The following is a 25,573-nucleotide window of genomic DNA, read 5'->3' as shown; positions in this document are numbered from 1 at the left end:
GCGTGCCGTGTCCGGGCTGTGTCCTGCCGGACCCCGAGCGGAACGCCCGCGTCGGACTGTCAGTGGCGCGTGCGAAGGTGGAGGCCACTGGGGGGAACGCACCACCACGAAGGGGGACGCCATGGCCTGGCACCGCGAGCTGCTGATCGGCTTCGACCTGGAGACGACCGGAACGGACGTCGAGGCGGACCGCATCGTCACCGCCGCGGTCGTGGCCCTGGAGCCGGACGGGACCGTGTCCTCGGAGCGGACGTGGCTGCTCGACCCCGGGGTGGCGATACCCGCCCAGGCGTCGGCGATCCACGGCATCTCCACGGACCATGCCCGCCGGCACGGACTCCCGGCCGCGTCCGCGATCGAGGACATAGCGGAGGCCGTCGCCGAGGTCCTGCGCTCGGGGACCCCACTGGTCGTGATGAACGCGCGCTACGACCTGTCGCTGCTGGACCGCGAGTGCCGGCGGTACGGGCTGCGGTCGATCACCGAGCGGCTCGGCACCACGCCCTCGCCGGTCGTCGACCCGCTCGTGATCGACAAGCATGTCGACCGCTACCGCAAGGGCAAGCGCGCCCTGTACGCGCTGTGCGCGCACTACGGCGTGGCGCTCGACGACGCGCACGACGCGAAGGCGGACGCCGTGGCCGCCGTCCGGGTGGTGCGGAGCATGGGGGAGAGACACCGGCCCGTCGGCGCGATGTCCCTGACGGACCTGCACGAACTCCAGGTGCGCGCGGCGGCTGCCCAGTCGGCCTCGCTTCAGGCGTACCTGAGGCGGACCACGAACCCGGCGGCCGTCGTGGAGCCGGCCTGGCCGGTCATTCCGCGCAGCCGGTGACCGGGGCACCGAAGGCCGCTTCGGGTGCGGGAGCCGGCCCGCGGAGGTGTCCGGGGCATGTTCCCGAGCGCCGCGGCAGGCAGCCGCAGCGCCGCCACGGCCCTGCTTGACCGAGCGCAATCGTGCATCACGGCCACGGGACGCGTCCCGGTCGAGGCGGTTCCTCGCCGGTGCCGCCGGTCCCGGGGCTGCGCGGTGGCCCTGCCGCAGAGCGGTCCGGTGACCGTCACACCCCGGTGCTCACCCCGGGCACCGGGCCGGTCCTCGCCCCGGGCACCGGGTCGGGCACCGGGCCGGGCGTCGGGTCGGCCGAAGAGGGACGCGCCGCCGCGCCGGGGTGACGGGCCGCCGGCAGCGCGGCCGCCCGGCCGGTGGGTTCCTCGACGGGTGGCACCGGGGCCGTGCCGGGACGCGCCCCGGGGGAGAGTCCCCGACAGCCGCTTCCGCGGTCACGGGCCTTCGCGGTACGGCGGACGGCCCGGTCCCGCGCGGCGCCCTCCTCGGCAGCCGTCCGCGCGGCCCGGTGGGCGCGTTCCACGGCCTGGGCCCGGTAGCCGGCGGCGATCATGAGCGCCGCGCCGAGGGCGGTGAGCGGGGTGAAGCGCTCCCCGGCGAGCGCGACGCCCACGGCCGCGGCCCACACGGGTTCCGTGCCCAGCAGGAGACTGGCCCGGCTTGCGGAGGTGCGCTGCACCGCCCAGGTCTGCACGAGGAAGGCGAAGACGCTGCAGAACAGGGCCAGGTAGACCAGCTGCCCCCAGGTCCCGCCCGATGCGCGGACCAGGTCCGGCAGTCCGCCCGCGGACAGCGGCAGGAACAGTGCCGTACCGACGAGGGTCTGCACCGCCGTCAGGTGCACCGGCCGCACCGTTCGCCGAGCGGTGATCCGCCCGACGAGCGCCACATGACCGGCCCGCACCCCGGCCGCGCCCAGCATCAGCAGATCGCCGAGGCGCGGCGCGTGGAAACCGTTGCCCGACATCAGCAGCGCGACGGCCGGGACGCACAGCCCGGCAGCGGCGTAGAAGGAGGCAGGGAGTCCGCCGGGATGCCCGGCGCGGTCCAGCAGCGGGGTGAGCACGATGGCCAGGCTGATGATCAGCCCCGCGTTGGCGGCGGTCGTGTGGGCGACCCCGTATGTCTCCACCACCAGCACCGCGGCCTGCGTCAGCCCCAGCGGCAGTCCGGCCCGCACCTCGTCCCGGGACCACCCGCTCCGCAGAGCCGCCACCATACCGAGACAGACGAGGGCGGCGAGGGCGTAGCGGGCGAACAGCACCGTGAGCACGGGCAGGGCCGCCGCAGCCGTCTGGGCGGACAGGTAACTGGAGCCCCAGACGAGGGCGACGAGCAGGAGTACCACGTCGGTACGGCGGGTGTCGGTCACCCGCCCACGGTGCACCGCCACCGACCGTGCAGCCCACTACCACTTACTGAAAGGATCTTTCAGTTCTCCTTCATCGGCCTCCTACACTGCGGGCATGGACGAACGGCAGCTGCGGATTCTGCGGGAACTGGGCGAACTGGGCAGCGTCAGCGCGGTCGCCGAGGCGATGCTGGTGACACCGTCGGCGATCTCACAGCAACTGCGGCTGCTCCAGCGCTCCCTTCCGGTGCCGCTCACCGAGAGGCAGGGCAGGCGGCTGGTGCTCACCGACGCCGGGCAGGCGCTGGCCGCCGCCGCTGTCGAGGTGGAGACCGCGCTGGCGCGGGCCCGGGGCGCCGTGGAGGAGTTCGCCGCCCGGCCCGACGGCGAGGTGTCGGTGGCGGCGTTCCACAGTGCGGGCGCGGCGTTCTTCCCGCTGCTGCTGCGCTCCCTGTCCGCACCCGGCATGCCGCGGGCAGCCCTCGCCGACGAGGACGTGGCGCAGGAGGACTTCCCGCGGCTCACCCGGGAGTACGACCTGGTGCTGGCCCACCGCCTCGACCACGCCCCGGCATGGCCGGGCACGGTGATCGCGACGACACTGCTGCGCGAGCCGCTCGACGTCGCCGTGCCGGCCGGTCACCGACTCGCGGCCAAGCGGCGCGTCGCCCCGCTCGACGTGGCCGACGAGCCGTGGGTCACCGTGCACGACGGCTTCCCGGTGCTGGCGACGATCGAGGCGATCGCCGCCGCGGCCGGCCGCCGGCTCCGGCTCGCGCACCGCATCAACGAGTTCGCGGTGGTCGCCGAGGTGGTGGCCGCCGGAGGAGGCATCGCCCTGATGCCGCGCTGGACCATGCGTGCCCACCCCGGTATCGTCCTTCGCCCCCTCAGCGGTGTGCGGGCCCGACGGCACATCGACGCCCTCCACCGCCCCGAGCGCACGGCCCGCGCGGCCGTCCGTACCGTCCTGACCCAACTGCGCCGGGCCGCCCGGACGATCCAGGACCGTGAGGCCCGGGCGCCGTAGGCGCCCGGCGTTCCGCGAGGCACCCCGGACGGGCCGTGGCCGCCCCCGCGCGGCCGGTACCTGCGGGACCGGTGCGCTCGATCCGCCGGGCCCGGCGATCAGAACGGATACCAGCGCACCGTCTCGTCCCCGTCCCGCAGGGACGCCACCCGCCGTTCGAACTCGGCCAGCGCGCCGGGGTTTCCCGGCGCGTGCTGGGCCACCCACGCGCAGCTCGCCGTCTCCCGCGCGCCCCGCAGTACCGGGCACCCCTCCCACTCCCGCACGTCCCAGCCGTAGGCCGCCGTGAACGAGTCGTACGCGGACGCCGGCAGCCCGTAGCGGTCGCGGGAGAGGGCCATCACCACCAGGTCGTGCTCGCGGAGATCGGCGGAGAAGGTCTCCAGGTCGACAAGGACCGGACCGTCGGGACCGATGTGCACATTGCGCGGCAGCGCGTCGCCGTGGATGGGCCCCGGCGGCAGCCGCGGGGTCAGGGCGGCGGCAGCCTCGGCGAAACCGTCGCGGCGCCGACGCAGATACGCGGCGTCCGCCGGGTCGATCGCCTCCCCCGCGAGGCGGAGCCAGCGCCCCACCCCGCCCAGCAGTTCGCGCGGCGGCAGGGCGAAGGAGGGCATGGGCAACGCGTGCACGCGCCGGAGCAGTGCGGCCAGGTCCTCCGGCTCGGCGGGCCGCAGCGGGTCGGGCAGCCGGTGCCACACCGTCACCGGGTGCCCCGCCACCAGCAGCGGCTTCGGTGCGGCGGCCCGGACGGCCGGCACGCCCTCCCCGGCGAGCCACAGCGCGACGTCCAGTTCCCGGCGTGCCCGGTCCAGCAGTTCGGCGTCCCGGCCCACCTTCACGACCAGGTCACCGGCGGCGAACACCGCGTTCTCCCCGAAGGCGAGCAGCCGCGCGTCCCCGGCCGGCCCCGGCAGCACCCGGGCCGCGGCCAGTACCTCCCGTGCGCGTGCCTCGTCCATGGTCCGCCTCCGTGTCCCGTTCCCGCGTCCCGCACCTGCGCGGTCGACGGTCAGTCTCGCACCGGCCGGGCGGCGGCCGGCGGCGGGCACGGCCGAGGGCCCACCGGAGACCGGCGGGCCCTCGGGGCGCGTCACACCCGCAGTGGTTCGCCCCGGTCGTCGCGGGGAACGGGACCGGCGATCGCCTCCGGCGCCTCGTCGTGGGTGAGGTCCGGCAGCCGGTGCAGCCACGACGGCAGGTACCAGTTGCGCTCGCCCAGCAGGGCCATCACCGCCGGCAGCAGCACGCCGCGGATGACGGTGGCGTCGATGAGCACCGCGGCGGCCAGGCCCACGCCCATCTGCTTCATCGACTGCATGGACAGTGTGCCGAAGATCGCGAAGACGGCGACCATGATGACGGCGGCACCGGTCACCACTCCGGCCGTGGTGACCACCCCGTGCGCGATCGCGTCCCTGGTCGTCCGGCCGCGCAGCCGCGCCTCGCGGATCCGGGAGACCACGAACACGTGGTAGTCCATCGAGAGGCCGAACAGGATCACGAAGAGGAACAGCGGCAGCCAGGTGACGATGGCGCCGACGCCCTGCGCGCCCACCAGTGACGCGCCCCAGCCGTGCTGGAACACGGCGGCGAGGATGCCGTACGCGGCGCCCACCGACAGCAGGTTGAGCAGGATCGACGTGATCGCGATCGTCAGCGAGCGGAACGACAGCAGCATCAGCAGGAAGGCGAACACCACGACGAACGCGAACACCGGCACCACCGAGCCGACGAGTTGGTCGTTGAAGTCGTGCGATCCCGCGACCTGCCCGGTGATCGGCGCCTGCACGCCCGCCACTCGGCCCAGCGTCGCCGGACGCACCTCGTCTCGCAGCTTCTCCAGGCTCGCGCCCGCGGCGTCCCGGTCGGAGCCGCCCACCAGCGGGACGTAGACGAAGGCCACGTCCTGCGCCTCGTGCACCCTGATGTCGACCGGCCCGCGTGAGGCGCCCGACGAGATCGCCCGTTCCCTGAACGCGGCCAGTGCCTCCCGCACCTGGGGCGCGTCGATGTCCCGGGCCTCGACGACGACCTCCGCGGGCTCGGTGCCGCCCGGGAAGGCGTCGTTGATCCGGTCGTACGTCTGCACGATGGGCAATGTGTCGCCGAACTCCTGGTCCAGTGTGAGCTGCTGGGTCTTCATGCCCAGCGCGGGCGCCGCCACGGCCAGCAGCGCACCACCCGCCGCGACCACCGAGACCACCGGGCGGGCCAGCACGCCGCGCAGCACCGCGCTCCAGAACCGGCTGCCGCTGTCGCCCATGCCGCCCCGGGTGCGTCGACGCCGCCCGAGGAAGGGGATCCGGCCCTTCTCGACACGCTCGCCGAGCAGCGAGAGCAGCGCGGGCAGCACCGTCACCGAGCCGACCATGGCCACGGCGACCACCATCAGGGAGGCCAGGCCCATCGCCTCGAACTCGGCGAGACCGGTGAACAGCATGCCCGCCATCGCCACGCACACCGTGACGCCGGACACCACGATCGCCCGGCCGCTGGTCGCGGCGGCGATGCGCAGCGCCGTCCCCGGATCCCGTCCCGCCTCCCGCTCCTCCCGTTCGCGGCGCAGGTAGAACAGGCAGTAGTCGACGCCGACCGCCATACCCACCAGCAGCATGACGGAGCCGGCGGTGTCGCTCATCGGCATCAGATGGCTGACGACACCCATCAGGCCCATCGTCGCCATGATCGCGGTGATCGCCAGCAGGACCGGCAGCAACGCCGCCACCAGCGCGCCGAAGGCGATCAGCAGAATGCCGAGGGCCACCGGCACGGCGGAGTACTCGGCCTTCCGGAAGTCGTCCCCGAAGGCGTCCTTGTACTGCTTCGTCATGCTCGCGCCGCCGATCTCCTCGATCCGCAGCGAGGAGTGGCCCCGCCCGACGCCCCGGACGGCCTTGAGGACCGGCTCCACCCGCTCGTGGGCGGTGTCGGCGGCACCGCGCATGTCGAACTGCACCAGCGCGCTGCGGCCGTCCTTCGAGATCGTCCGCGTGTCGTACGGGGACGTCACGTCCGTCGCCTGCCCGGTGCCCTCGACGGCTTGTACGACGTCCGCGACCGCGGCCCGGAACTCCGCGTCGGTGGCCTTCAGTTCACCGTTCCTCGCCTGGATCAGGACGCTCTCGCTCATGGGCTCGTCGATCCCCGCGTCCTCGATGATCCTCGCCGCGGTGTGCGTCTCGCCCCCGAGCTGGTCGCTGTCCTTGACGTCCACGCGGCCCGCCGCCGTCCCCAGCCCCATCGCCAGGGCGACGAACAGCAACCAGATACCGACGGCCGCCCACCGGTGCCGGGCGCTCCAGCCGCCGGCACGCGCGGCGAGACCCCGCACCCGCGTTTCTCCACTCCTCATGACGGGCCTGCCCCCTCGTGCGCGGCGACGACCCCGTGCCGTCACCTTCACCTACGAAGGTAGGGACGGAATAAGGCCATCTCGTCCTGCTGCCCGGTGAAGTCCGGTACCCCCGGCTCCTCTCCCCGGAGCGCGCGCCGTCCCCACCGGGGAGGAGCCTGGCCCCTACACGTACCTGCGGCGTCTCCGGGAACGGTGTCAGGGTCGCCGGTGTCCCGGTCCGCAACCGAGGCCCGCGGCGCCGGAACGCACGGTTGTCGAACAAGTCACAGCCGCCGGGAGATGTTGATCTGCGGCCGTCGACCCGTCAGAGTTTCGCGCATCCCGCCCCGGGAGGCCGGCGTCGCGTCCGTCCCCGGCACACGGCCGTCGTGCTCGCCCCCACGGAGCACGACGGCCGCCTAAGGTGAAGACGTGACGACGATGTACGCGGCGCTGCTGCGCGGAATCAATGTGGGTGGCAGCCGGAAGCTTCCCATGGCCGACCTGCGAACTCTGATGGAGGAGCTCGGCCACGCCCGCGTGCGTACCTATCTGCAGAGCGGCCAGGCCGTCTTCGGCGCCGACCGTGGCGATGAGGACGCCCTCGCCGCCGAGCTCGCCCGGGCGATCGAGGAACGGTTCGGCTTCCCCGTGGACGTGATCGTGCGCGACCACGCGTATCTGCGGGCCGTCGCCGAGGCCTGCCCGTTCCCCGCCGCCGAACTGGAGCCCAGGCAGTTGCACGTCACCTACTTCTCCGGGCCCGTCGCCGCCGAGCGCTACGCGTGCATCGACCCGGCCGCCCACCTGCCGGAGGAGTTCCGCCTCGGCGACCGCGTTCTGTACCTGTACGCCCCCGAGGGCCTCGGCCGCTCCAGACTCGCCGACGCGCTCTCCCGGGCCCGCGGGACCGACGCCCTGATCGCCACCAGCCGGAACTGGAACACCGTCACGAAGCTGGTGGAGCTGACCGAACCCGCGTAGCGGAGCGCAGCCCCGCAGGTGGACCATGCGGAACGCCGCCGATTGGGCCGGGACACCGCCCCAATCGGCCGCCTAGCGTCGCCTCCATGACCCACTCCTCGCCCACCCGCGTCGACTTCTTCTTCGACCCCGCCTGCCCCTTCGCCTGGATCACCTCCCGCTGGCTGCTGGAGGTCGAACGGCATCGACCGCTCGACCTGCGCTTCCGGGCGATGAGTCTGTACCTGCACAACCTCGGCAACGAGCTGCCCGACTGGTACCGCGAACTGGTCGACAAGTCGATCGGCCCGGTCCGGGTCGCCGTGACCGCCGCCGAGCAGCACGGCGAGAAGGTGCTCCGCGACCTGTACACCGCGTTCGGCACCCGCATCCACGAGCGGAAGCAGCAGGACTACGACGCCGTGGTCACCGAGTCCCTCACCGAACTCGGGCTCCCCGCCGACCTCGCCGCCGCCGCGCACGACCCGTCCCGCGACGCCGCCGTGCGCGCCGCCCACGAGGCCGGCGCCGAACCGGACTCCGGCGGGTACGTCGGCACCCCCACCCTCCACGTCGACGGCACGGTGTGGTTCGGGCCGGTGCTGCGGGCCGTCCCGCGCGGTGCGCGGGCCGCCGAACTCTTCGACAGCTTCCGCACGCTGGCCACCGACCCGGACTTCTTCGAACTCAAGAGGACCCGCACCGGCGGCCTGTCCTTCGGCTGAAACCCGCCCGGGCCGCCCTACGCCGTCTCGCCCCGCCACTCGCCGTCCCGGCGGGCCCACCGCACCGCCGGACCCATCGCGAGCCCCGCCACGGCGAACAGGACGCCCAGCACCGCCCAGCCCGCCGAGCCGTGGGCGATGGCGGTGACGGTCACCAGGGCCGGGCCGGCCATGAGGCCCGCCGACATGCCGGCGCCGAACACTCCCTGGTAGACACCGTGGGCGCGGGCGTCGGCGAGGGCGTAGCCCAGCGTCCAGCCGCCGGCGGCCGACAGCACCTCGGCGAAGACCTGGACCACCGCGCCCGCGGTCAGCGCGACCACCGCCCACACCGGGCACAGCCCGGACGACAGCGCGTACACCGCACAGGCCGCCGCCAGCAGCATCCCGGACCAGCCCATCGCCCGCACCGCGGACGGCACCTGGGCGGCGCGCCGAGCCACCCGCACCTGGAGCAGCGCCACCAGCACACAGTTGACGATCATCAGCAGGGCCGCCGTCCAGCGCGGCGCGTCGGTGCGCTCCACGATCCACAGCGGCAGCCCGACCTCCGCCAGCGAGTACTGCACGACCAGTACCGCGTTGAGGACGGTCACCGCCAGGAACGGCAGGTCCCGCACCGCCCGCCAGCGCTCCGCGCCCGGCACGGCGGAGTCCGGCGACAGCCGCTCGGCCACGTGCGGTGCCAACGGCAGCCGGGGCAGCAGCAGCGCCGGCCCTGCGAAGGTCACGGCGTTGACCAGGATGACCGTCACATACGCGGCCCGCGTGTCCAGTTGGAGCGCCACCGCACCGAACACGCCGCCCACACCCGTGCCGACGTTCACCACCATCCGCAGGTACGCCCGCGCCTCCACCCGGGTCGCAGCCGGCAGCACGTCCGCGTACAGTGCTCCCTGCACCCCACGGCTCGCCATCTGCAGCGCCGTCGCGCACACCACGGCGACGAGGAAACCGGCGTACGAGTGCACCAGCGCGTACGACGCCGTCGCCACCCCGGTACCGCCCCACAGCAACGCGCCGACCCGTCGTGCACCCCACCGGTCAGCGGTCCGGCCGGCCGGCACCCCGGCCGCCACGCCGACCAGCCCCGCGATCGTCAGCCCGGCACCGACCGCGGTCGTGTCCAGGCCGACGATGCGGGTGAAGTACAGCACGCCGAGAGGGAAGCAGAGTCCGTTGCCGACCGAGTTGACGAGCGTCAGCACGCTGGCGCGGCGCAGCACGGGATCGGCGGGCAGCAGCCCGGCCGTCCGGGTGGCCCGCTCGGGCGCGGGGGAGCCGGGCCGGCCGGAGGTCCGGGAGGCTGGTGTCGTGGTCATGCACACAGCCAACCCGGCCGCCCAACGGCATCGGCAATGATTTAGCGTGGGGCTCAATGATCGAATTCCGCTTCGCCGTCGGCGACCTCGCCACCACCTCCTTCGCCTACTCCCCGCTCCAGGAGGCGGTGTTCTCCCTGCGGTGCCTGCACGACCCTGCCCGCTACCCCCACCACCGGCCGTGGCTGCGCCGGATCCGCCCGCACCTGGACCTCCTCGACCGGGACCTGCTCACCGCGCTCGTCTCCCCCTGGCTGTGGATCCCGGACTTCCTCACCCCGCGCCCGCACCGGGCCCGTCCCGGCTTCGCCGAGGAACTCGACCGGCTCGCCGCCACCCCGCCGGACGTCGTCGACGCCGACTTCCGCGCGACCTACCGCACCCCGCAGGCCCTCCCGCCCGTCGTCGACCGGGGTCTCGCCGACCCCGGGGCGTTCCTCGACCGCATCACGACCGTCCTCGACGCCTACTGGCACACCTGCCTGGCCGCCGCCTGGTGGCCGCGCGCGCAGACCATCCTGGAGGCGGATCTCGCCCACCGCGGGCGGGTCCTGGCGGAACAGGGCGCGGGGGCGCTGTTCGCAGGGCTCGACGACCGACTCACCTGGACCTCGGGTCTGCTGCGCCTGTCCACCCGGGACACCCTGCCCGCGCCGTGGACCGACGTCGGCGTCGACGGCCGGGGCATGGTGCTGCTGCCCACGTTCTTCGCCCGCGGCGCCCAGCCGCTGCTCGACCCCACCCGCCCGCCTGTGCTCATGTACCCGGCCCGCGGACGGGCCCGGCTGTCCGAGGAACCTCCCCCGGTCACCGACGAGGCACTGGCACGCCTCCTCGGCCGCCCCCGCGCCCGCCTGCTCGTCCTGCTCGCCGAACCGGCCTCCACGACGGAGCTGGCCCACCGCCTCGACGTCACCCCCGGCGCCGTCAGTCAGCACCTGGCCGTCCTCTACGACGCGGGCCTGCTCACCCGCACCCGCAGCGGACGCGTCGTCCGCTACGCCCGCACCCCGCTCGGCGACGGGCTGTGCCGCTAGGCCGGGCATCGAGAGCGGATCCCAGGGTCCGATGACGGGGACCACAAGGGCCGGCGCGTGGGGAGCCCGGCAGCAACCGCCTCGAAAGGCCCCGCGAGGTGGGCTACCCACCACGTCGGGGTCGCGGTCCGCCACGAGGCGACGGTCCTCGTCGCGGCCGTCGCCGAGCGGCCGGGACCACACACCCGCACCGGCCTTCCACCAAGCCGTTTAATCCTTTGCCGAGGGCCGGGCGGTCCGGCTAGATTCGCCCCGCCGTCCACGTTGTTCCGGACCGGCACCGTCTACGAGGAGGTGTGGAGCACATGCGCAGGAGTGCCCGGCAGTTGAGCCCGCGTACCGGCCTTTTCCACCTCCTCACGACGGAGACACCTTGTCCCTCTGCATCACCCCACTGACCGACCCCGCTCACGGACCGCACAGCCGGCGCCAGGCGTGGCTGGCGTCCGACGCCGATTCCATCCCCGTCGGGACGGCCTTTCTGCGTCTGTTCGTCGCTCCCGGCCAGGAACACCTGGCCGAACTGACCCTCCAGGTCCATCCCGCGGAGCGACGCCGGGGCGTCGGTTCCCGGCTCCTCGACGCCGCCGTGGCCGCGGCCCGGGAAAACGCCCGACGCTGCGTCATCGCGCAGGCCGAGGCAGGATCGGCCGGCGACGACTTCGCGACGGCGCGCGGTTTCCGCAGGGTTCTCACCCTGATGTACTCCCGCCTGGCGCTGGCCGGCGTGGACACCACCGCACTCGCCGGGATCATCGCGCGTCCGTATCCCGGCTATCGGCTGGTGTCATGGCAGGGAACCGTTCCCGACCACCTTGCCCAGACGTTCGCCGCCTCACGTCGTGCCATGGACGACATGCCCATGGACGACACCGACTACGGCACGGTGACCTGGGACGTGGACCGGGTCCGGGCAGCCGCGAAGGCCGTCGAAGAGCGGGGCGACCGGCTGCACACCGTCGTCGCCGTCACCACCTCCGACGATTCGATCGCCGGGTTCACCGAACTCGTCGTCCCCGGCAACGGCACGGGTGACGGCCAGCACTACGGCACCGGGGTACTGCCCGAGCACCGTGGACACGGCCTCGGCCGATGGATGAAGGCGGAGTCGATCCGGCAGGCCCACGAGCGGTATCCGGAGCTCGGTGGCCTGCTGACCGACACCGCCAGCAGCAACACGCACATGAGACGGATCAACGACGGTCTCGGCTACACGCACGGGCACACGACACACCAGCACCAGTTCGACCTCTAGCGGCGAACGGACGGGCCGGACGCGGGCGTCGCCCCGCCCGGCCCGTCGGCGCTCCCGACACCCGCCTCAGGAAGGCGACCGGCGCATCTCAGCTTGATCCTCAACGTCTCGCATGGTCGCGCGGGTGGAGGGTGTTCGGGTCCGGGCCGGCGCCGGTGGCCGAGAACTACGGCCAGACCGGCGGTGCGTCACGGTCACGGGGTAGGTGAGCGAGATCCGGCTTCCCACCACGGTTGATCAACTGCACTTCAAGTGCTTGACGATCGATTGGCTTCTTGCGCCTGTTTCGGTGGTGATCCAAAACTCGACGTCTGATTCGTACTGCCGCGCCCCGCCACAGTCATGATTAAACGGGTAGTCAATTCTGCTCGTACTGTTCGCCGTCCCAAGTTTGACACGCCCGTATGACGGATCTGAGAACGTATGATTTTCCTCTGCCCATCCAGAGCCTTTGACGCCCTTGAAGCCGAAACCTTCTGCGTTTCCGCGGGGATCGGTGAAGTAGACGCTGATGTAAATAAGCGATCCTTCCTGGTACATTACCGTCTTCACGATATGGGGAAGGAGGTTCCGGCGCACGAGGCCTGCCAGGAACTCGCCGCCTTTCGCTGTCGCTCCAGGCGCGTACTGCTTGTGCGTGCAAGCGGGGGTCACGGCGCAAGCGGCAGCGAGTTCCAGACGGTGGTCCGCTGCTCCTGTTTGGGTGCCAGCGCCCCCGCATACGGGGTCGGCGGGAAGGCAGAAGCTCTTTACCCGGTCGGAGCCGAGTCTGGCAGCCGGGAGAGGGGCGACCGCAGTCTTGATTCCCCAGGCCCCCACCCGGGCGATGCCCTTCGCCGCGGTACCGTTTTCTTGGGGATCGCCGTAGAGTGCAACCCCGTCCACCTTGTCCAGGATTCTTGTACCCGCAGCATCCGCCAAGTACTTGTCGACGATCCATGCACCTGAAGAGTATCCGGAGAAAGCGAAGCGGGTAGTGTTTCCACACGCCTTGAAGTAGTCTGTAACTACGGTGCCAATTTCATCGACACCCTTGGATATTTTGGCGTTCCACTCGTCCGCGCGGAAGAGGTTGAAGTAATCCTGCAGCCTGATCTTTCCGTAATCAATGCTCACCTTTTCTATTGTGGTGCCACTGTTCAACTTTCCCTTGAGCGTCTCGTAGGTTTCGTTAATAACTGACGATTCGCCCGCTACTTCATCGGTCCCATGAACGCCGATGAAGGCAATGTCTGGGCAGTTTTGCCGTGTTTGTGGGGGACTCTCGGGTGCGGCGAGTGCATGGGTGCTGGGCACCACTGCAATCGCCAGCGCACTGCAGAGAGCAATCGGGAATCTGCGCGTGCCCGAGAGGGGACGGCTACGTCTCACGGCGCTTTCTCCCTCGTGGACAGTCCGGTGGCCGGCCACGGCAAATCGTCGCATGTGTTCCCTCCACGACCTGGTCCGGTCAACAGAAGGGAGCACCTGGCGCGTTGGCCCAGAAGGAAAGGAACGACCAGGTCTGGGCTCCGATGCGCCCGTCGACCACGATGTCGGCACATCGCTGGAATTCCTTTGTCGCGGCTCGGGTGACCCGGCCCAAGTCTCCGTCCTCGATCAGGTCAGCACCTATGGCCTGATTCAGGTAGCACTGGGCTTGTCTGACCGCGGGCCCGGACGACCCCAGGCGAAGGTTCGGCCGGCTTTTGGTGTAGTCGCATACGTCGTCAGGTCCCTGGGCCGCGAGACTTGTTGGAAGCATCAACTTGTGTGCGGCACTGGCGCTGGTCGCCGAGGTGGTCGTCGGAATGCCGTGCGACGCCGCTACAGCAGGTGCTCCTGCAAGGGAAATTGGAAGGGCCAGGGCCGCTACGGCGTTGAGTAGACGTCGCATTCGGATTACCTCCAGAGAGGTCGCCCTTCTCTCATCGTGCGCTTCCCGTAACCGGACTGCATCTCGGGGAGGGCTGTCGGCGCTGCCTGCATGCCTACCGCATTCGGACGTGGCTCCACTCGCGTTCGTCGCAATCTGATGCTACGAACTGTTCGCACACCGGTCCTTGAGCGGCGCGATGGCTCCCATGCCGAGAGCCCGCGGCTCCCGTCGCCGAGGGCCTCGTCACTGCGGGGCCGGTGGCACGTGGGCAGTGAAGCGCGACCTGCCGCCGCGCTGCCGCTGGCGGCGGGCGCGCCCCGCGACGCTGGCCGGTGGTCCGTTCAGGCGCCGACGGCCGTGAGGCCCGGTACCCGGGTCTCTTCGTAGCGCCGGAGCAGCAGCCGTGCCACCTCCGGTGCGGAGCCGAGGACGTCCGCGAGGACGTCCGCTCCGGCCGCGCCCCGGGCGATGCGGTCCGGGAGGAAGCCGGGGGCCAGGACGTACGGCGCGACGGCCACCCGCTCGCAGCCGTCGGCACGCAGCGCGCGCACCGCGTCCTGTGTGCGAGGCAGGGAGGCGGAGGCGAAGGCAGGCCGCACGGCGCACCAACCGGTGTGCCGCCACTCCCGCGCGATGTCAGCGATCACTGCCCTCGCCTCCGGGTCGCTCGACCCCGCCGAGGCCAGGACGACCCCGGTCGAGGACTTGTCGGCGGGCGACAGCCCCGCCTCGTACAGGCGCCGCTCCAGCGCCGCGAGCAGCAGCGGGGACGGGCCCAGCACCTCCGCCTGCCGGATCCGCAGCCGCGGCGGGGCCCCCCGCAGGACCGCGGGGATGTCCGCCTTGGCGTGGAAGGCGCGGGTCAGCAGCAGCGGCAGCGCCACGACGTCACGGACGCCCTCGGCCGCCAGGGCGTCGAGCACCCCGTGCACGGAGGGGATGTTGAAGTCCAGGAAGCCCGTCTCCACCCGCAGGCCGGGCCGGGACGTCCGCACCCGCTCCACCAGGGCGTGCACGGTCGCGGCGTGCCGCGGGTCGCGGCTGCCGTGGGCGATGACGAGCAGGACCGGAGCGCGCATGACGTACCTCAGTTCCTCACCAGCAGGCCGCGGCTGCGCAGCACCCACCGCTCCAGCGGACTGAAGATCAGCAGGTCGATCGCGATGCCGACGAACAGGATCAGGATGATCGCCTCGAACACCATGGCCATGGAGCTGGCGTTGCGGCCGTTCTCCAGCAGCGCGCCCAGGCCGATGCCCAGGTCGGGCGAGGAGGCGATGATCTCCGCGGCCATCAGCGACCGCCAGGAGAACGCCCAGCCCTGCTTCAGCCCGCCCAGGTAGCCCGGCAGGGCGGCCGGCATGACGATGTGCCAGGCGCCCCGCAGGCCTGTGGCGCCCATGGTGCGGCCCGCCCGCAGGAACAGCGGCGGCACCTGGTCGATGCCGGAGACCAGGCCGTTGGCGACCGACGGCACGGCCCCCAGCAGGATCACCGCGTACATCATCGAGTTGTTCAGACCCAGCCAGATCACCGCCGGCGGTACCCACGCCACGCTCGGCAGCGACTGGAGCCCGGACAGGATCGGCCCGATCGCGGCGCGCACGAACCTCACCCGGGCCACCAGCAGCCCCAGCGGGGTGCCGATGGCGAGCGCGAACAGGAAGCCGAGCAGACCGCGGGAGATGCTCGTCCAGACGAAGTCGAGCAGGGTGCCCTGCAGCCAGGCGTCCCTGAACTCGCCGGCCACGTCGGCCGGGGACGGCAGCCCGGCCGGGTCGTCGACGATCCGCAGCGAGATCAGGCCCTGCCACACCACCAGCACCACGGCGACGGCGACGACCGGCGGCAGGACCTTGTCGATCAGCGTTCTCCGGAACGGGGGGCGGCCCGCCTCGGAGGTCTCCAGGGCGTCGAGGCCGGCCTCCAGCCCGTCGAGGCCGTCCCCGGCGGACGCCTCCACCGGCGTATCGGTCGTCTCAGTGCTGGCCATGACGGCGGATCTCCCCACGCAGTACTTCGGTGATCTCACGGGACAGCTCGGCCACCGGGGCGTCCTCGATCCGGCGCGGCTGCGGGATGTCCACCCGCCACTCACGTGCGACCCGGCCGGGCCGGGACGCCAGCAGCACCACCCGCTGGGCCAGCCGCACGGCCTCCCGCACGTTGTGCGTGACGAACAGCACCGACAGGCCGGTCTCCGCCCAGATCCGGGTCAGCTCGTCGTGCAGCACGTCCCGGGTGATCGCGTCCAGTGCGGCGAACGGTTCGTCCATCAGCAGCAGCCGGCTGTCCTGGGCGAGGGCGCGGGCCATCGCCACCCGCTGGCGCATGCCACCGGACAGCTCGTGCACCCGCTTGCCGTACGAGCCCTTCAGACGCACCAGTTCGAGCAGTTCCTCGGCCCGGCCGCGCCGCTCGCTGCGGGGCACGCCCCGCAGCTTCAGAGCGAGTTCGACGTTCTTCCCGGCGGTCAGCCACGGGAACAGGGCGTGTTCCTGGAACATCAGGGCCGGGCGCCCGTCGGTGCCGATCTCACCCGAACTGGGCCGGTCCAGGCCGGCCACCAGATTCAGCAGCGTCGACTTGCCGCAGCCCGAGGCCCCCAGAAGGGTGACGAACTCGCCCGGCGCGACATCGAGGCTGATGTCGTCCAGCACGAGATGCTGTCCGGTGGGCCCGGCGAAGGACTTCGAGACGCGGTCGATCCGGGCGGCGTACTCGACTGCCTCGGCGCCGGCGCCCTCGGCCTTGACGATCGTCACGGCCATGGTCGTCACCTCCTGGGAATTGCGTGGTCTGGGGGCTTACCTGACACCGAGTCCGGCGTCGCCGACGGTGGGCTCGCCCATCGCCGTGAGGACCCGGTTGAGCGGAGCCACGTCGTAGATGCCGGCCAGCTCCGGCCGCTCCAGCAGCCCGGACCGCACGGCGTGCGCCGCCTGAGCGGCGAGGGTGCCGGCCAGCGGGTCGTCGGTGAACCGGATGGACTCCCATGCCGGGTCGAGGATCTCGTTCGGCAGCGCCTTTCCGGCGTCGGCCCGCAACTGGGCGTTGGCCGCGGCCTTCGCCTCCTGCGGATGGGCGTTGATCCACCGGTTGGTCTCGACCGACGCCTTCAGCACCGCCTCGACGGCCTGCGGGTGCTCCTTGAGGAACTTCTGCGACACGACGATGTTCGTGGTCACGAACTTCCTGTCCGGCCACAGGTCCGACTCGTCGAGCAGCACCTTCGCCCCCTCGGCGACCAGCCGCGACGCGGTCGGCTCCGGCACCCACGCGCCGTCGATCGACCCGGACCGGTAGGCGTCGGGCACGATCTTGTTGTCCGTGCGCACGACCGACACGTCGCCCTTGCCGCTCAGCGCGTCGACCTTCCAGCCCCGCTGCGCGATCCAGTCCAGGAGCGCCACGTCCTGGGTGTTGCCGAACTGCGGAGTGGCGATCCGGCGGCCCTTGACGTCGTCGAGGGTCCTGATCTTCTCCGGGTCGACCAGCAGCTTCACCCCGCCGGACGCGGAACCGCCGACGATGCGCAGGTTCCCGCCCTCCGACCTGGTGTAGCCGTTGATCGCCGGGGAAGGACCGATCCAGCCGACGTCGAGGGAGCCGGAGTTGATCGCCTCGATCTCGGACGGGCCGGCGTTGAACACCTGGTACCTGGCCCGGGTGCCGCCCAGCGCCCGCTGCAGGAAGCCCTCGTGGTGGCCGACCAGGGCCGTGCCGTGGGTCAGGCTGCCGAAGTAGCCGATCCGCACGGAGTCCAGTCCGTCGACCTTGGCCGCACCGGGCACGGCCTGCTGCCGCGCGGGGCCGTCGACGGCCCGGGAGCCGTATCCGCAGGCGGCGAGGGCCAGCAGCGGCAGAGCGGCGAGGACCACGAGGACGCGGCGGGGGACGGACGTGGCAGGCACGGGAGGGGTTCCTCTCGGTGGCCCGGCGGTCACGGCCTCAGGCCGTGGCCGGGAGATCGGCAGGGCGTTTTCGTCGGTGACGGGAGCGGCACGGGCACGGGGTCACGCACATCGCGCCACCCCGCCCCGCCCGCCGCCCGGCACGCCGGACCTCGTGCGGGGGCGCGTCCGGCCGATGCGGGCGCCCTCCGGCACGAACGCCGCGCCGGGGACGGCGGTGCTCTCCATCAGAAGTCCCACCCGTCGTCCTCGGCCGCGTCCTTGACCGGCTCCGGGGCGGCGAAGGACTCGCCGACCATGCCCGCGGTGAGCGTGGTGCCGTCGTTGGGGTCGATGAGGATGAAGGAGCCGGTGCGCCGCGAGTCGGCGTAGGAGTCGACGGGCAGCGGTTCGGCGGTGCGGATCTTCACCCGGCCGATGTCGTTGGCGACCAGCTGTCCCGGGTGCGGGTGCAGGGACAGGTCGTCCAGCGTCAGCCGGGACGGGATGTCCTTCACGATCGCCTTCACCGTGCGGGTGCCGTGCTTGAGCAGCACCCGGTGGCCGACCGTCAGCGGCTGGTCGGCGACGTGGCACACGGTCGCCTCCACGTCCTGTGTGGTGGCCGGCGCGTCCTTGCTGGGCACGAGCAGGTCGCCGCGGGAGATGTCGATGTCGTCCGCGAGCAGCAGGGTCACCGACTGAGGGGTCCAGGCCACCTCGACCGGCTCGCCCAGCAAGTCGATCCCGGTGACCGTGGTGGTCCGGCCGGACGGCAGGACGGTCACCTGCTCGCCGACCCGGAAGCTGCCGGCGGAGATCTGGCCCGCGTAGCCGCGGTAGTCGGGGTGCTCGGCGGTCTGCGGGCGGATCACGTACTGCACGGGAAGCCGGGCGTGGCAGTGCGCCAGGTCGTGGCTGACCGGGACGGTCTCCAGGTGCTCCAGCACGGTCGGGCCGCCGTACCAGTCCATGTTCGCGGAGGGTTCCACGACGTTGTCGCCCTCGAGGGCCGAGATCGGGATCGCGGTGATCTCGGGAATGCCCAGTTCGGTTGCGTAGGCGGTGAATTCCTCGGCGATGGTGGCGAAGACGGTTTCGCTGTGTCCGGCGAGGTCCATCTTGTTGACCGCGAGGACGACGTGGGGGACGCGCAGGAGGGCGGCGATGGCGGCGTGGCGGCGGGTCTGTTCGACGACGCCGTTGCGGGCGTCGACGAGGATGACGGTGAGTTCGGCGGTGGAGGCGCCGGTGACCATGTTGCGGGTGTACTGCACGTGGCCGGGGGTGTCGGCGAGGATGAAGCGGCGGCGGGGGGTGGCGAAGTAGCGGTAGGCGACGTCGATGGTGATGCCCTGTTCGCGTTCGGCACGCAGCCCGTCGGTGAGCAGGGCGAGGTCGGGGGCGTCCTGGCCGCGGTGGGCCGATGCCCTTTCCACCGCCTCCAGTTGGTCGGTGAGGACCGACTTGGAGTCGTGCAGGAGCCGGCCGACGAGGGTGGACTTGCCGTCGTCGACGGAGCCGGCGGTGGCGAACCGCAGGAGGGTGGTGGCCGAGAGCGCCTCGGTGGTGGTCGTGCTCATGGCTAGAAGTACCCTTCGCGCTTGCGGTCTTCCATCGCGGCCTCGGAGAGTCTGTCGTCGGCGCGGGTGGCGCCGCGTTCGGTCAGCCGGGAGGCGGCGATCTCGGCGATCACGGCGTCGAGCGTGGTGGCGTCGGAGTCGACGGCTCCGGTGCAGGACATGTCTCCGACGGTGCGGTAGCGCACGAGGCGCTTCTCGACCGTCTCGCCGTCGTCGGGTCCGCCCCAGTCGCCGGCGGTGAGCCACATGCCGCCGCGGCGGAACACCTCGCGTTCGTGTGCGAAGTAGATCCCGGGAAGGTCGACGTGTTCGCGGGCGATGTACTGCCAGACGTCGAGTTCGGTCCAGTTGGACAGGGGGAAGACGCGGACGTGTTCGCCGGGGGCGTGGCGGCCGTTGTAGAGGTTCCACAGCTCGGGGCGTTGGCGGCGGGGGTCCCACTGGGAGAACTCGTCGCGGAGGGAGAAGACGCGTTCCTTGGCGCGGGCCTTCTCCTCGTCGCGGCGTCCGCCGCCGAAGACGGCGTCGAACCGCTCGTTCTGGATCTTCTCGGTGAGGGGGAGTGTCTGGAGGGGGTTGCGGGTGCCGTCGGGGCGTTCCTTGAGGACGCCGCGGTCGATGTAGTCCTGTACGGAGGCGATGTGCAGGCGCAGACCGTGTGCGGCGACGACGCGGTCGCGGTAGGCGAGGACCTCGGGGAAGTTGTGGCCGGTGTCCACGTGGAGGAGGGAGAAGGGGACGGGTGCGGGGGTGAAGGCCTTCAGTGCCAGGTGCAGCATGAGGATGGAGTCCTTGCCGCCGGAGAAGAGGATCACCGGGTTCTCGAACTCGCCCGCGACCTCGCGGAAGATGTGCACCGCCTCGGACTCCAGAGCGTCCAGGTGGGAGAGCGCGTACGGGCTGCCGGTGCCCTCGGCGAGGGTGGCGACGGTGGTCATGCCAGTCCCCTTTCGCTGAGCAGGGTGTGGACCGCTGTCGCGGACTCCTGCACGGTCTGGTTCTGCGACTCGATCCGCAGGTCGGGCGTCTCGGGCTGCTCGTACGGGTCGTCGACACCGGTGAGCCCGGTCAGCTCGCCCGCGGCCTGCTTGGCGTACAGGCCCTTCACGTCGCGGACGGAGCACACCTCGACCGGCGTCGCCACGTGCACCTCCAGGTACGCCGTCCCGTGCGTGTCGTGCCGCTTGCGCACCGCCTCCCGGCTGTCGGAGTACGGCGCGATGACCGGGACGAGCGCCTTGACGCCGTTGCGGGCGAGCAGTTCGGCGACGAAGCCGATGCGCTGGACGTTGGTGTGCCGGTCCTCGCGGCTGAAGCCGAGCCCCGCGGAGATGAACTCGCGGATCTCGTCGCCGTCGAGCACCTCGACGCGGTGGCCCTCGGCGCGCAGCCGTCCGGCCAGTTCGTACGCGATGGTCGTCTTGCCGGCGCTCGGCAGACCCGTGAGCCAGACGGTGGCTCCGCTCGTCACGTCGGTCTCCTGATGGTTCGTCGTCATCCGTGCAGCCCGCACTCGGTCTTGGCGCGGCCCGCCCAGCGGCCGGCGCGCGCGTCCTCGCCCGCGAGGACGCGGCGGGTGCAGGGGGCGCAGCCGACGGAGGTGTAGCCGTCCATCAGCAGCGGGTTGGTCAGCACGCCGTGCTCGGCCACGTAGGCGTCGACGTCGTCCCGCGTCCAGCGGGCGATGGGGGAGACCTTGACCTTCCGCCGCCGGGCGTCCCAGCCGACCACCGGGGTGTTCGCCCGGGTCTCGGCCTCGTCCCGGCGCAGTCCGGTCGCCCAGGCCCGGTAGCCCTTCAGGCCCTCCTCCAGCGGCTGCACCTTGCGGAGCCTGCAGCACAGGTCCGGGTCGCGGTCGTGCAGCCGGGGACCGTACTCGGCGTCCTGCTCGGCGACCGTCCGACGCGGGGTCAGCGTGATGACGTTGACGTCCATCACGGCCTCCACCGCGTCCCGGGTGCCGAGGGTCTCCGGGAAGTGGTAGCCGGTGTCGAGGAACACCACGTCGACGCCCTTCATGGCGCGGGACGCCAGGTGTGCGACGACCGCGTCCTCCATGGAGGACGTCACGCAGAAGTCCTCGCCGAAGGTCTCGGCCGCCCACTGGAGGATCTCCAGCGCGGAGGCGTCCTCCAGGTCGCGGCCCGCCTGTTCGGCGAGTGCCTTCAACTCCTCGGCGTCACGGTCTTCCTGAGCCGTCGTCATCTGGGGTCCCCTCCGTTGTCGGCTCGCCGGACGCCCCGCGCGAGCAGCCCGAGGAACTTCAGCCGGAACGCGCGGTTGCAGGCCGCGCACTCCCAGGCGCCGTGGCCCCCCTCCGGGGCCTCGCTGGGACGCAGGTCCTCGTCCCCGCAGTACGGGCAGTAGAACGGGGCGGCACGTTCGCTCACGACAGGGCCTCCTCGGACGCCCGCGCCGCCCAGGCCGCGAAGCGCTCGCCGTCCGTGCGCTCGGCCTGGAACCGCTTGAGCACCCGCTCGACGTAGTCGGGCAGTTCCTCGGCGGTGACCTTCAGTCCGCGCACCTTGCGGCCGAAGCCCGGCTCCAGGCCGAGCGCGCCGCCCAGGTGCACCTGGAACCCCTCCACCTGCTCGCCCCGGTCGTCGACGACCAGCTGGCCCTTGAGACCGATGTCCGCGACCTGGATACGGGCGCAGGCGTTCGGGCAGCCGTTGATGTTGATGGTGATCGGCTCGTCGAACTCCGGCAGGCGGCGCTCCAGTTCGTCGATCAGCTGGGAGCCGCGCTGCTTGGTCTCGACGATGGCGAGCTTGCAGAACTCGATGCCGGTGCAGGCCAGCGTCCCGCGGCGGAAGGAGGACGGCCGGGCGGTGAGGTCCAGCGCCTCCAGGCCGTCCACGAGCGAGTCGACCCGGTCCTCCGCCACGTCGAGGATGATCATCTTCTGCTCGACGGTGGTGCGGATCCGGCCCGAGCCGTGCGCCTCCGCCAGGTCGGCGATCTTCGTCAGGGTGGCGCCGTCGACCCGGCCGACCCGCGGCGCGAGACCGACGTAGTAGCGGCCGTCCTTCTGGCGGTGCACGCCGACGTGGTCGCGCCACTGCTGCACCGGCTGCTCGGGGGCGGGGCCGTCGGTCAGGCGGCGTCCCAGGTACTCGTCCTCCAGTACCTGCCGGAACTTCTCCGCACCCCAGTCGGCGACGAGGAACTTCAGGCGGGCCCGGGTGCGCAGCCTGCGGTAGCCGTAGTCGCGGAAGATGGAGAGGACGCCCTCGTAGACGTCCGCGACCTCGTCGCGCGGTACCCAGGCGCCCAGCCGCACGCCCAGCTTGGGGTTGGTGGACAGGCCGCCGCCGACCCACACGTCGAAGCCCGGGCCGTGCTCGGGGTGCCGGACGCCGACGAACGCCACGTCGTTGATCTCGTGCACCACGTCCAGCAGCGGCGAGCCGGAGATCGCGGACTTGAACTTGCGGGGGAGGTTGGAGAACGCCTTGTTGTTCAGGACCCGGCGCTTGATCTCCTCCAGGGCCGGCGTGCCGTCGATGATCTCGTCCTCGGCGATGCCCGCGACCGGGGAGCCGATGATCACGCGCGGGGTGTCGCCGCAGGCGGTCACGGTGGACAGGCCCACGGACTCCAGGCGGTTCCAGATCTCGGGCACGTCCTCGATCCGGATCCAGTGGTACTGCACGTTCTGCCGGTCGGTGATGTCGGCGGTGCCGCGCGCGAACTCCTCGGAGATCTCGCCGACGACCCGGAGCTGCCGGGTGGTCAGCGCGCCGCCGTCGATGCGGACGCGGAGCATGAAGTACTCGTCGTCCAGTTCCTCCGGCTCCAGGATCGCGGTCTTGCCGCCGTCGACGCCGGGCTTGCGCTGGGTGTACAGGCCCCACCAGCGCATCCGGCCGCGCAGGTCGCTGGGGTCGATGGAGTCGAAGCCCCGCTTGGAGTACACCGTCTCAATGCGTGTCCGCACATTGAGACCGTCGTCGTCCTTCTTCAGCTGTTCGTTGCCGTTGAGCGGGGTGAAGTGCCCCGCGGCCCACTGACCCTCGCCGCGGTGTCGGCTCACCTTGCGGCGAGACGAGGAGGCGGCAGGGTTCTGCGGGGTGGCGGCCATGGCGGACACGTCCTTCGGGACAGGCGGAAAGCGACTCTGACCTGCCCTTTTGGCGCACGGAGGCACACGTGCGCGGCGTTGCGCAGGGCAGTCGGGAAGGGGAGCGGGAACGGAATGCTGGCGGCTGTCAGCGCGCCGGACAGATGGCGCTGGACATGCGGCCGAGGTCGACGTGCCGCCGACTCACCAAGGCGATTCCAGTTCCAGGCATGACGGAAGCGTGTCACGGCGATCTGGACACAGTCCAGCTTCGTCCAATATGCGGACACCCTTGTCCCGCTATATGGGACAAGGGTGTCGTCAGTCACACTGGCCGCAAAGGGCCTTGTCGATGCAGGTCAGGCAGGGTAGGCCCCGGGCCACGGGCCCGGCGTCGGCACCTCCGGCTCCTCCTCCACCTCGGTCTCGAAGAGCCGGAAGCCGCGCCGCAGGTAGTTGTCCATGGCGTACTCGCCGTCCTTGCTGCACGTGTGCAGCCACACCCGTTTCGTCTCCCCCCGTCCCGGCCAGCGGTCCGCCAGGTCCCAGGCGCGGGCGGCGCCGTACGACAGCAGATGCCCACCGATCCGCCGCCCGCGGAAGGCCGGGATCAGTCCGAAGTAGACGATCTCCACGACTCCGTCGTCCTGCGGCTCCAGCTCCACGAACCCGGCGGGGGTGCCCCGGTCGTAGGCCACCCAGGTCTCGACCCCGGGCCGGTCCAGGTACTCCTGCCACCGGGCGTGGCTCCAGCCGAGCCGGTCCGTCCACCGGATGTCCCCGCCGACAGAGGCGTACAGGAAGCGGCTGAACTCGGGGGAGGGCACCTCGCCGCGGATGATGCGGACGTCTCCCTCGGGCGCGGGGGCAGGCAGGAGGTCGGTCGGGGACGTCTGTTCGAGGGACCAGGTGGTGACGGGGATGTTGGCCATACCGGCCAGGGAACCATCTACCCCTGCGAGCTGTCGATCGCGTTCAGCCCCTGCGAGAACAGCATCCGCCCGGACTGCGACCAGACCGCTCCGGTCCCCTCCGCCAGCGTCAGCGATCCGGCGGGCGCGCTCCAGCACTGCCGGGTGTCGTCCGGCCCGCACCGCGCCGAGGTGCCGCCGCCGTCCTCCAGGCGCCACAGCATGCCGTGGCCGTCGGCGTTCTCCGCCGCACCGGTGACGTACCAGACCGGCCCCCGCGCCAGCACGCCGCGCACCTCGGTGACCTTCGTCTCGTACGCCGCGTCGGGGACCGCCCGTCCGCGCGGATCGACGGACGGCAGCCCGGCGCGCGCCGGGTCGAGGCTGAGGGAGTAGCGCCACAGCCGCGTGGGGCGCCGGCTGCCCTCGGGCACGGCCTCGCTCGCCACCAGGCTGTCCGGGGAGGTCGTGCGGTCCAGGGCGATGCTGCCGATCCGGGCGTCGCCGGTGAGCCGGTACGCGCCCACGGCCGGCAGTACGAACCGGGCTCCTCCCGCCGACCAGCCGCCCGGAACCCGGCCGACGGCGGTGCTGTCCACATCGGCGCGCTGGACGCGGTCCACGTCGTAGACGTACAGCGCGCGGTCGTCCCGCCCGCCGGCGGTGACCAGGAGCTTGTCGCCGTACCAGACCATGCCGGCGACGGGGGAGGACAGCGCCCGGTAGTCGCGCCCGCCGTCGACCGGCACCGCGAGCAGCGCCCAGGTGTAGGCGAGGCGGTCGGGGTCGGCGGCGTCGATGAAGGCGACGCGGGCCGGGCCCGCGCCGCCGGACGGCGCGGCGGAGGACGCGGCGTCCGTGCCGCCGGACGTCCCACCGGCCGGCCCGTCCTCCGCGGAGCGGGGGCGGGACCAGGCCGACACCAGTACGCGGCGGCCGTCCCAGCGGCCGTCGGCGCGGTCGCCGGGCAGGGCGACCGCGCCCGGCCGCCAGGACCGGGTGTCGGCGGCGCCGAAGCAGTACGCGCGCGTGGCCGCCGGCGCCGTGGGCAGCGAGCGCCGGTCGTCGGCCGGGCACGCGTCCGCGGTGCGCAGGGTGTGGTCGGCGCCCGCGAGGACCTCCGCGACCCCCACGGGCCGCCCCATCGCCGCCGCGAGCCGGTCCAGACCCGCCCGTGCCTCCGGTTCCTCGGCCAGTTGCAGTTGCTCCAGCTCGGCCGTGGAGGCGAGCCGGGTGAGCGGTCCCGGATCGTCGGTGACCGTGGCCTGGGAAGCGCTGATCATGGTGGCGGCGGCGGTGAGGGCCAGGGCGGTCCCCGTCAGGCACGCCCGCAGCGCCCTGCCCCGTCTGCGCCGGCGATGTCTCCCGCGATGCTTCATCGGTCCTCCCGAGACG

The 25,573-nt window shown here is 72.1% G+C and carries 24 protein-coding genes and 1 pseudogene; 6 read left to right on the top strand and 19 right to left on the bottom strand.

Annotated features, from left to right (window positions below):
- Window positions 1-121 precede the first annotated feature (121 nt).
- Window positions 122-835, top strand: coding sequence for an exonuclease domain-containing protein (locus I3F54_RS00190; RefSeq protein ID WP_240116384.1), 714 nt, complete (start codon window positions 122-124; stop codon window positions 833-835).
- Between the two features lie 496 nt (window positions 836-1,331).
- On the opposite strand, the pseudogene I3F54_RS00185 reads toward I3F54_RS00190, so the two are convergent.
- A pseudogene (locus I3F54_RS00185) lies at window positions 1,332-2,222 on the bottom strand (DMT family transporter); the annotation flags it as partial.
- A 94-nt stretch (window positions 2,223-2,316) separates the two neighbouring features.
- On the opposite strand from I3F54_RS00185, the gene I3F54_RS00180 reads away from it, so the two are divergent.
- Window positions 2,317-3,231, top strand: coding sequence for a LysR family transcriptional regulator (locus tag I3F54_RS00180; RefSeq protein ID WP_240116383.1), 915 nt, complete (start codon window positions 2,317-2,319; stop codon window positions 3,229-3,231).
- A gap of 98 nt (window positions 3,232-3,329) precedes the next feature.
- Here I3F54_RS00180 and I3F54_RS00175 read toward each other — a convergent pair whose 3' ends face one another.
- Window positions 3,330-4,193, bottom strand: a complete 864-nt coding sequence (locus tag I3F54_RS00175; protein ID WP_240116382.1) for a phosphotransferase enzyme family protein — start codon at window positions 4,191-4,193, stop codon at window positions 3,330-3,332.
- A 131-nt stretch (window positions 4,194-4,324) separates the two neighbouring features.
- On the bottom strand, window positions 4,325-6,586 hold the full coding sequence (locus tag I3F54_RS00170; protein WP_240116381.1) for an MMPL family transporter: 2,262 nt from the start codon (window positions 6,584-6,586) through the stop codon (window positions 4,325-4,327).
- Window positions 6,587-7,000: 414 nt separating this feature from the next.
- Here I3F54_RS00170 and I3F54_RS00165 point away from each other — a divergent pair, with 414 nt between their 5' ends.
- Complete coding sequence (locus I3F54_RS00165) at window positions 7,001-7,552, top strand: DUF1697 domain-containing protein (protein WP_240116380.1); 552 nt, start codon at window positions 7,001-7,003, stop codon at window positions 7,550-7,552.
- Between the two features lie 86 nt (window positions 7,553-7,638).
- The gene (locus tag I3F54_RS00160) at window positions 7,639-8,256 is read left to right on the top strand and encodes a DsbA family protein (RefSeq protein ID WP_240116379.1); all 618 of its coding nucleotides are present in this window, start codon (window positions 7,639-7,641) and stop codon (window positions 8,254-8,256) included.
- A 17-nt stretch (window positions 8,257-8,273) separates the two neighbouring features.
- On the opposite strand, the gene I3F54_RS00155 is transcribed toward I3F54_RS00160, so the two are convergent.
- Window positions 8,274-9,578 carry an MFS transporter gene (locus I3F54_RS00155; RefSeq protein WP_240116378.1) on the bottom strand — a complete coding sequence of 435 codons (1,305 nt, stop codon included), beginning with the start codon at window positions 9,576-9,578 and terminating at the stop codon, window positions 8,274-8,276.
- A gap of 56 nt (window positions 9,579-9,634) precedes the next feature.
- On the opposite strand from I3F54_RS00155, the gene I3F54_RS00150 reads away from it, so the two are divergent.
- Together I3F54_RS00150 and I3F54_RS00145 are read left to right on the top strand one after the other, a co-directional pair.
- A complete protein-coding gene (locus I3F54_RS00150; RefSeq protein ID WP_240116377.1) occupies window positions 9,635-10,615 on the top strand; it encodes a helix-turn-helix domain-containing protein in 981 nt (326 codons plus the stop codon).
- A 373-nt stretch (window positions 10,616-10,988) separates the two neighbouring features.
- Window positions 10,989-11,870: a GNAT family N-acetyltransferase gene (locus I3F54_RS00145; RefSeq protein WP_240116376.1), complete on the top strand. Its 882-nt coding sequence runs from the start codon at window positions 10,989-10,991 to the stop codon at window positions 11,868-11,870.
- Window positions 11,871-12,107: 237 nt separating this feature from the next.
- Here I3F54_RS00145 and I3F54_RS00140 read toward each other — a convergent pair whose 3' ends face one another.
- From I3F54_RS00140 to I3F54_RS00080, 15 genes are all read right to left on the bottom strand, one after another.
- Complete coding sequence (locus I3F54_RS00140; RefSeq protein ID WP_240116375.1) at window positions 12,108-13,295, bottom strand: cutinase family protein; 1,188 nt, start codon at window positions 13,293-13,295, stop codon at window positions 12,108-12,110.
- 25 nt (window positions 13,296-13,320) lie between these two features.
- Window positions 13,321-13,614 (bottom strand): peptidoglycan-binding protein, encoded by a 294-nt coding sequence (locus I3F54_RS32470; RefSeq protein WP_374205833.1) that lies wholly within the window; start codon window positions 13,612-13,614, stop codon window positions 13,321-13,323.
- A 455-nt stretch (window positions 13,615-14,069) separates the two neighbouring features.
- Window positions 14,070-14,807: a sirohydrochlorin chelatase gene (locus tag I3F54_RS00135; RefSeq protein WP_240116374.1), complete on the bottom strand. Its 738-nt coding sequence runs from the start codon at window positions 14,805-14,807 to the stop codon at window positions 14,070-14,072.
- Window positions 14,808-14,815: 8 nt separating this feature from the next.
- A complete protein-coding gene (locus tag I3F54_RS00130) occupies window positions 14,816-15,721 on the bottom strand; it encodes an ABC transporter permease (RefSeq protein ID WP_240116373.1) in 906 nt (301 codons plus the stop codon).
- Window positions 15,708-16,499, bottom strand: a complete 792-nt coding sequence (locus I3F54_RS00125; RefSeq protein WP_240116372.1) for an ABC transporter ATP-binding protein — start codon at window positions 16,497-16,499, stop codon at window positions 15,708-15,710. The genes I3F54_RS00130 and I3F54_RS00125 overlap by 14 nt, the downstream gene beginning before the upstream one ends.
- A gap of 36 nt (window positions 16,500-16,535) precedes the next feature.
- Window positions 16,536-17,642: an aliphatic sulfonate ABC transporter substrate-binding protein gene (locus I3F54_RS00120; RefSeq protein WP_240116371.1), complete on the bottom strand. Its 1,107-nt coding sequence runs from the start codon at window positions 17,640-17,642 to the stop codon at window positions 16,536-16,538.
- Between the two features lie 227 nt (window positions 17,643-17,869).
- A complete protein-coding gene (locus tag I3F54_RS00115; protein WP_240116370.1) occupies window positions 17,870-19,204 on the bottom strand; it encodes a sulfate adenylyltransferase subunit 1 in 1,335 nt (444 codons plus the stop codon).
- 2 nt (window positions 19,205-19,206) lie between these two features.
- Complete coding sequence (gene cysD / locus I3F54_RS00110) at window positions 19,207-20,142, bottom strand: sulfate adenylyltransferase subunit CysD (RefSeq protein ID WP_240116369.1); 936 nt, start codon at window positions 20,140-20,142, stop codon at window positions 19,207-19,209.
- The gene (gene cysC / locus I3F54_RS00105; protein ID WP_240116368.1) at window positions 20,139-20,702 is read right to left on the bottom strand and encodes an adenylyl-sulfate kinase; all 564 of its coding nucleotides are present in this window, start codon (window positions 20,700-20,702) and stop codon (window positions 20,139-20,141) included. The genes cysD and cysC overlap by 4 nt, the downstream gene beginning before the upstream one ends.
- A complete protein-coding gene (locus I3F54_RS00100) occupies window positions 20,699-21,409 on the bottom strand; it encodes a phosphoadenylyl-sulfate reductase (RefSeq protein ID WP_240116367.1) in 711 nt (236 codons plus the stop codon). The genes cysC and I3F54_RS00100 overlap by 4 nt, the downstream gene beginning before the upstream one ends.
- Entirely contained in the window at window positions 21,406-21,594 is a 189-nt protein-coding gene (locus I3F54_RS00095; protein ID WP_240116366.1) for a hypothetical protein, read from the bottom strand. The genes I3F54_RS00100 and I3F54_RS00095 overlap by 4 nt, the downstream gene beginning before the upstream one ends.
- Window positions 21,591-23,288: a nitrite/sulfite reductase gene (locus tag I3F54_RS00090; RefSeq protein WP_240116365.1), complete on the bottom strand. Its 1,698-nt coding sequence runs from the start codon at window positions 23,286-23,288 to the stop codon at window positions 21,591-21,593. Before I3F54_RS00090 ends, I3F54_RS00095 begins: the two co-directional genes overlap by 4 nt.
- Before the next feature lie 127 nt (window positions 23,289-23,415).
- The gene (locus tag I3F54_RS32465) at window positions 23,416-23,499 is read right to left on the bottom strand and encodes a putative leader peptide (RefSeq protein ID WP_310887545.1); all 84 of its coding nucleotides are present in this window, start codon (window positions 23,497-23,499) and stop codon (window positions 23,416-23,418) included.
- A gap of 127 nt (window positions 23,500-23,626) precedes the next feature.
- A complete protein-coding gene (locus I3F54_RS00085) occupies window positions 23,627-24,199 on the bottom strand; it encodes a GNAT family N-acetyltransferase (RefSeq protein WP_240116364.1) in 573 nt (190 codons plus the stop codon).
- Between the two features lie 17 nt (window positions 24,200-24,216).
- Window positions 24,217-25,557, bottom strand: a complete 1,341-nt coding sequence (locus tag I3F54_RS00080; protein ID WP_240116363.1) for a hypothetical protein — start codon at window positions 25,555-25,557, stop codon at window positions 24,217-24,219.
- Window positions 25,558-25,573 lie beyond the last annotated feature (16 nt).

The organism is Streptomyces sp. MUM 2J, from assembly GCF_022414535.1.
Classification (GTDB): Bacteria; Actinomycetota; Actinomycetes; order Streptomycetales; family Streptomycetaceae; genus Streptomyces.
The sequence above is the reverse complement of the archived record's forward strand: the minus strand, read 5'-3'. Positions and strand labels throughout refer to the sequence as shown.

What these genes read in the sequence shown, in the direction of transcription:
- I3F54_RS00190 (WP_240116384.1), top strand. Translation starts at nt 122, where the DNA reads ATGGCCTGGCACCGCGAGCTGCTGATCGGCTTCGACCTGGAGACGACC.
- I3F54_RS00180 (WP_240116383.1), top strand. Translation starts at nt 2,317, where the DNA reads ATGGACGAACGGCAGCTGCGGATTCTGCGGGAACTGGGCGAACTGGGC.
- I3F54_RS00175 (WP_240116382.1), bottom strand. Translation starts at nt 4,193, where the DNA reads ATGGACGAGGCACGCGCACGGGAGGTACTGGCCGCGGCCCGGGTGCTG.
- I3F54_RS00170 (WP_240116381.1), bottom strand. Translation starts at nt 6,586, where the DNA reads ATGAGGAGTGGAGAAACGCGGGTGCGGGGTCTCGCCGCGCGTGCCGGC.
- I3F54_RS00160 (WP_240116379.1), top strand. Translation starts at nt 7,639, where the DNA reads ATGACCCACTCCTCGCCCACCCGCGTCGACTTCTTCTTCGACCCCGCC.
- I3F54_RS00155 (WP_240116378.1), bottom strand. Translation starts at nt 9,578, where the DNA reads ATGACCACGACACCAGCCTCCCGGACCTCCGGCCGGCCCGGCTCCCCC.
- I3F54_RS00150 (WP_240116377.1), top strand. Translation starts at nt 9,635, where the DNA reads ATGATCGAATTCCGCTTCGCCGTCGGCGACCTCGCCACCACCTCCTTC.
- I3F54_RS00140 (WP_240116375.1), bottom strand. Translation starts at nt 13,295, where the DNA reads ATGCGACGATTTGCCGTGGCCGGCCACCGGACTGTCCACGAGGGAGAA.
- I3F54_RS32470 (WP_374205833.1), bottom strand. Translation starts at nt 13,614, where the DNA reads ATGCTTCCAACAAGTCTCGCGGCCCAGGGACCTGACGACGTATGCGAC.
- I3F54_RS00135 (WP_240116374.1), bottom strand. Translation starts at nt 14,807, where the DNA reads ATGCGCGCTCCGGTCCTGCTCGTCATCGCCCACGGCAGCCGCGACCCG.
- I3F54_RS00130 (WP_240116373.1), bottom strand. Translation starts at nt 15,721, where the DNA reads ATGGCCAGCACTGAGACGACCGATACGCCGGTGGAGGCGTCCGCCGGG.
- I3F54_RS00125 (WP_240116372.1), bottom strand. Translation starts at nt 16,499, where the DNA reads ATGGCCGTGACGATCGTCAAGGCCGAGGGCGCCGGCGCCGAGGCAGTC.
- I3F54_RS00115 (WP_240116370.1), bottom strand. Translation starts at nt 19,204, where the DNA reads ATGAGCACGACCACCACCGAGGCGCTCTCGGCCACCACCCTCCTGCGG.
- cysD (WP_240116369.1), bottom strand. Translation starts at nt 20,142, where the DNA reads ATGACCACCGTCGCCACCCTCGCCGAGGGCACCGGCAGCCCGTACGCG.
- cysC (WP_240116368.1), bottom strand. Translation starts at nt 20,702, where the DNA reads ATGACGACGAACCATCAGGAGACCGACGTGACGAGCGGAGCCACCGTC.
- I3F54_RS00100 (WP_240116367.1), bottom strand. Translation starts at nt 21,409, where the DNA reads ATGACGACGGCTCAGGAAGACCGTGACGCCGAGGAGTTGAAGGCACTC.
- I3F54_RS00090 (WP_240116365.1), bottom strand. Translation starts at nt 23,288, where the DNA reads ATGGCCGCCACCCCGCAGAACCCTGCCGCCTCCTCGTCTCGCCGCAAG.
- I3F54_RS32465 (WP_310887545.1), bottom strand. Translation starts at nt 23,499, where the DNA reads ATGCCTGGAACTGGAATCGCCTTGGTGAGTCGGCGGCACGTCGACCTC.
- I3F54_RS00085 (WP_240116364.1), bottom strand. Translation starts at nt 24,199, where the DNA reads ATGGCCAACATCCCCGTCACCACCTGGTCCCTCGAACAGACGTCCCCG.
- I3F54_RS00080 (WP_240116363.1), bottom strand. Translation starts at nt 25,557, where the DNA reads ATGAAGCATCGCGGGAGACATCGCCGGCGCAGACGGGGCAGGGCGCTG.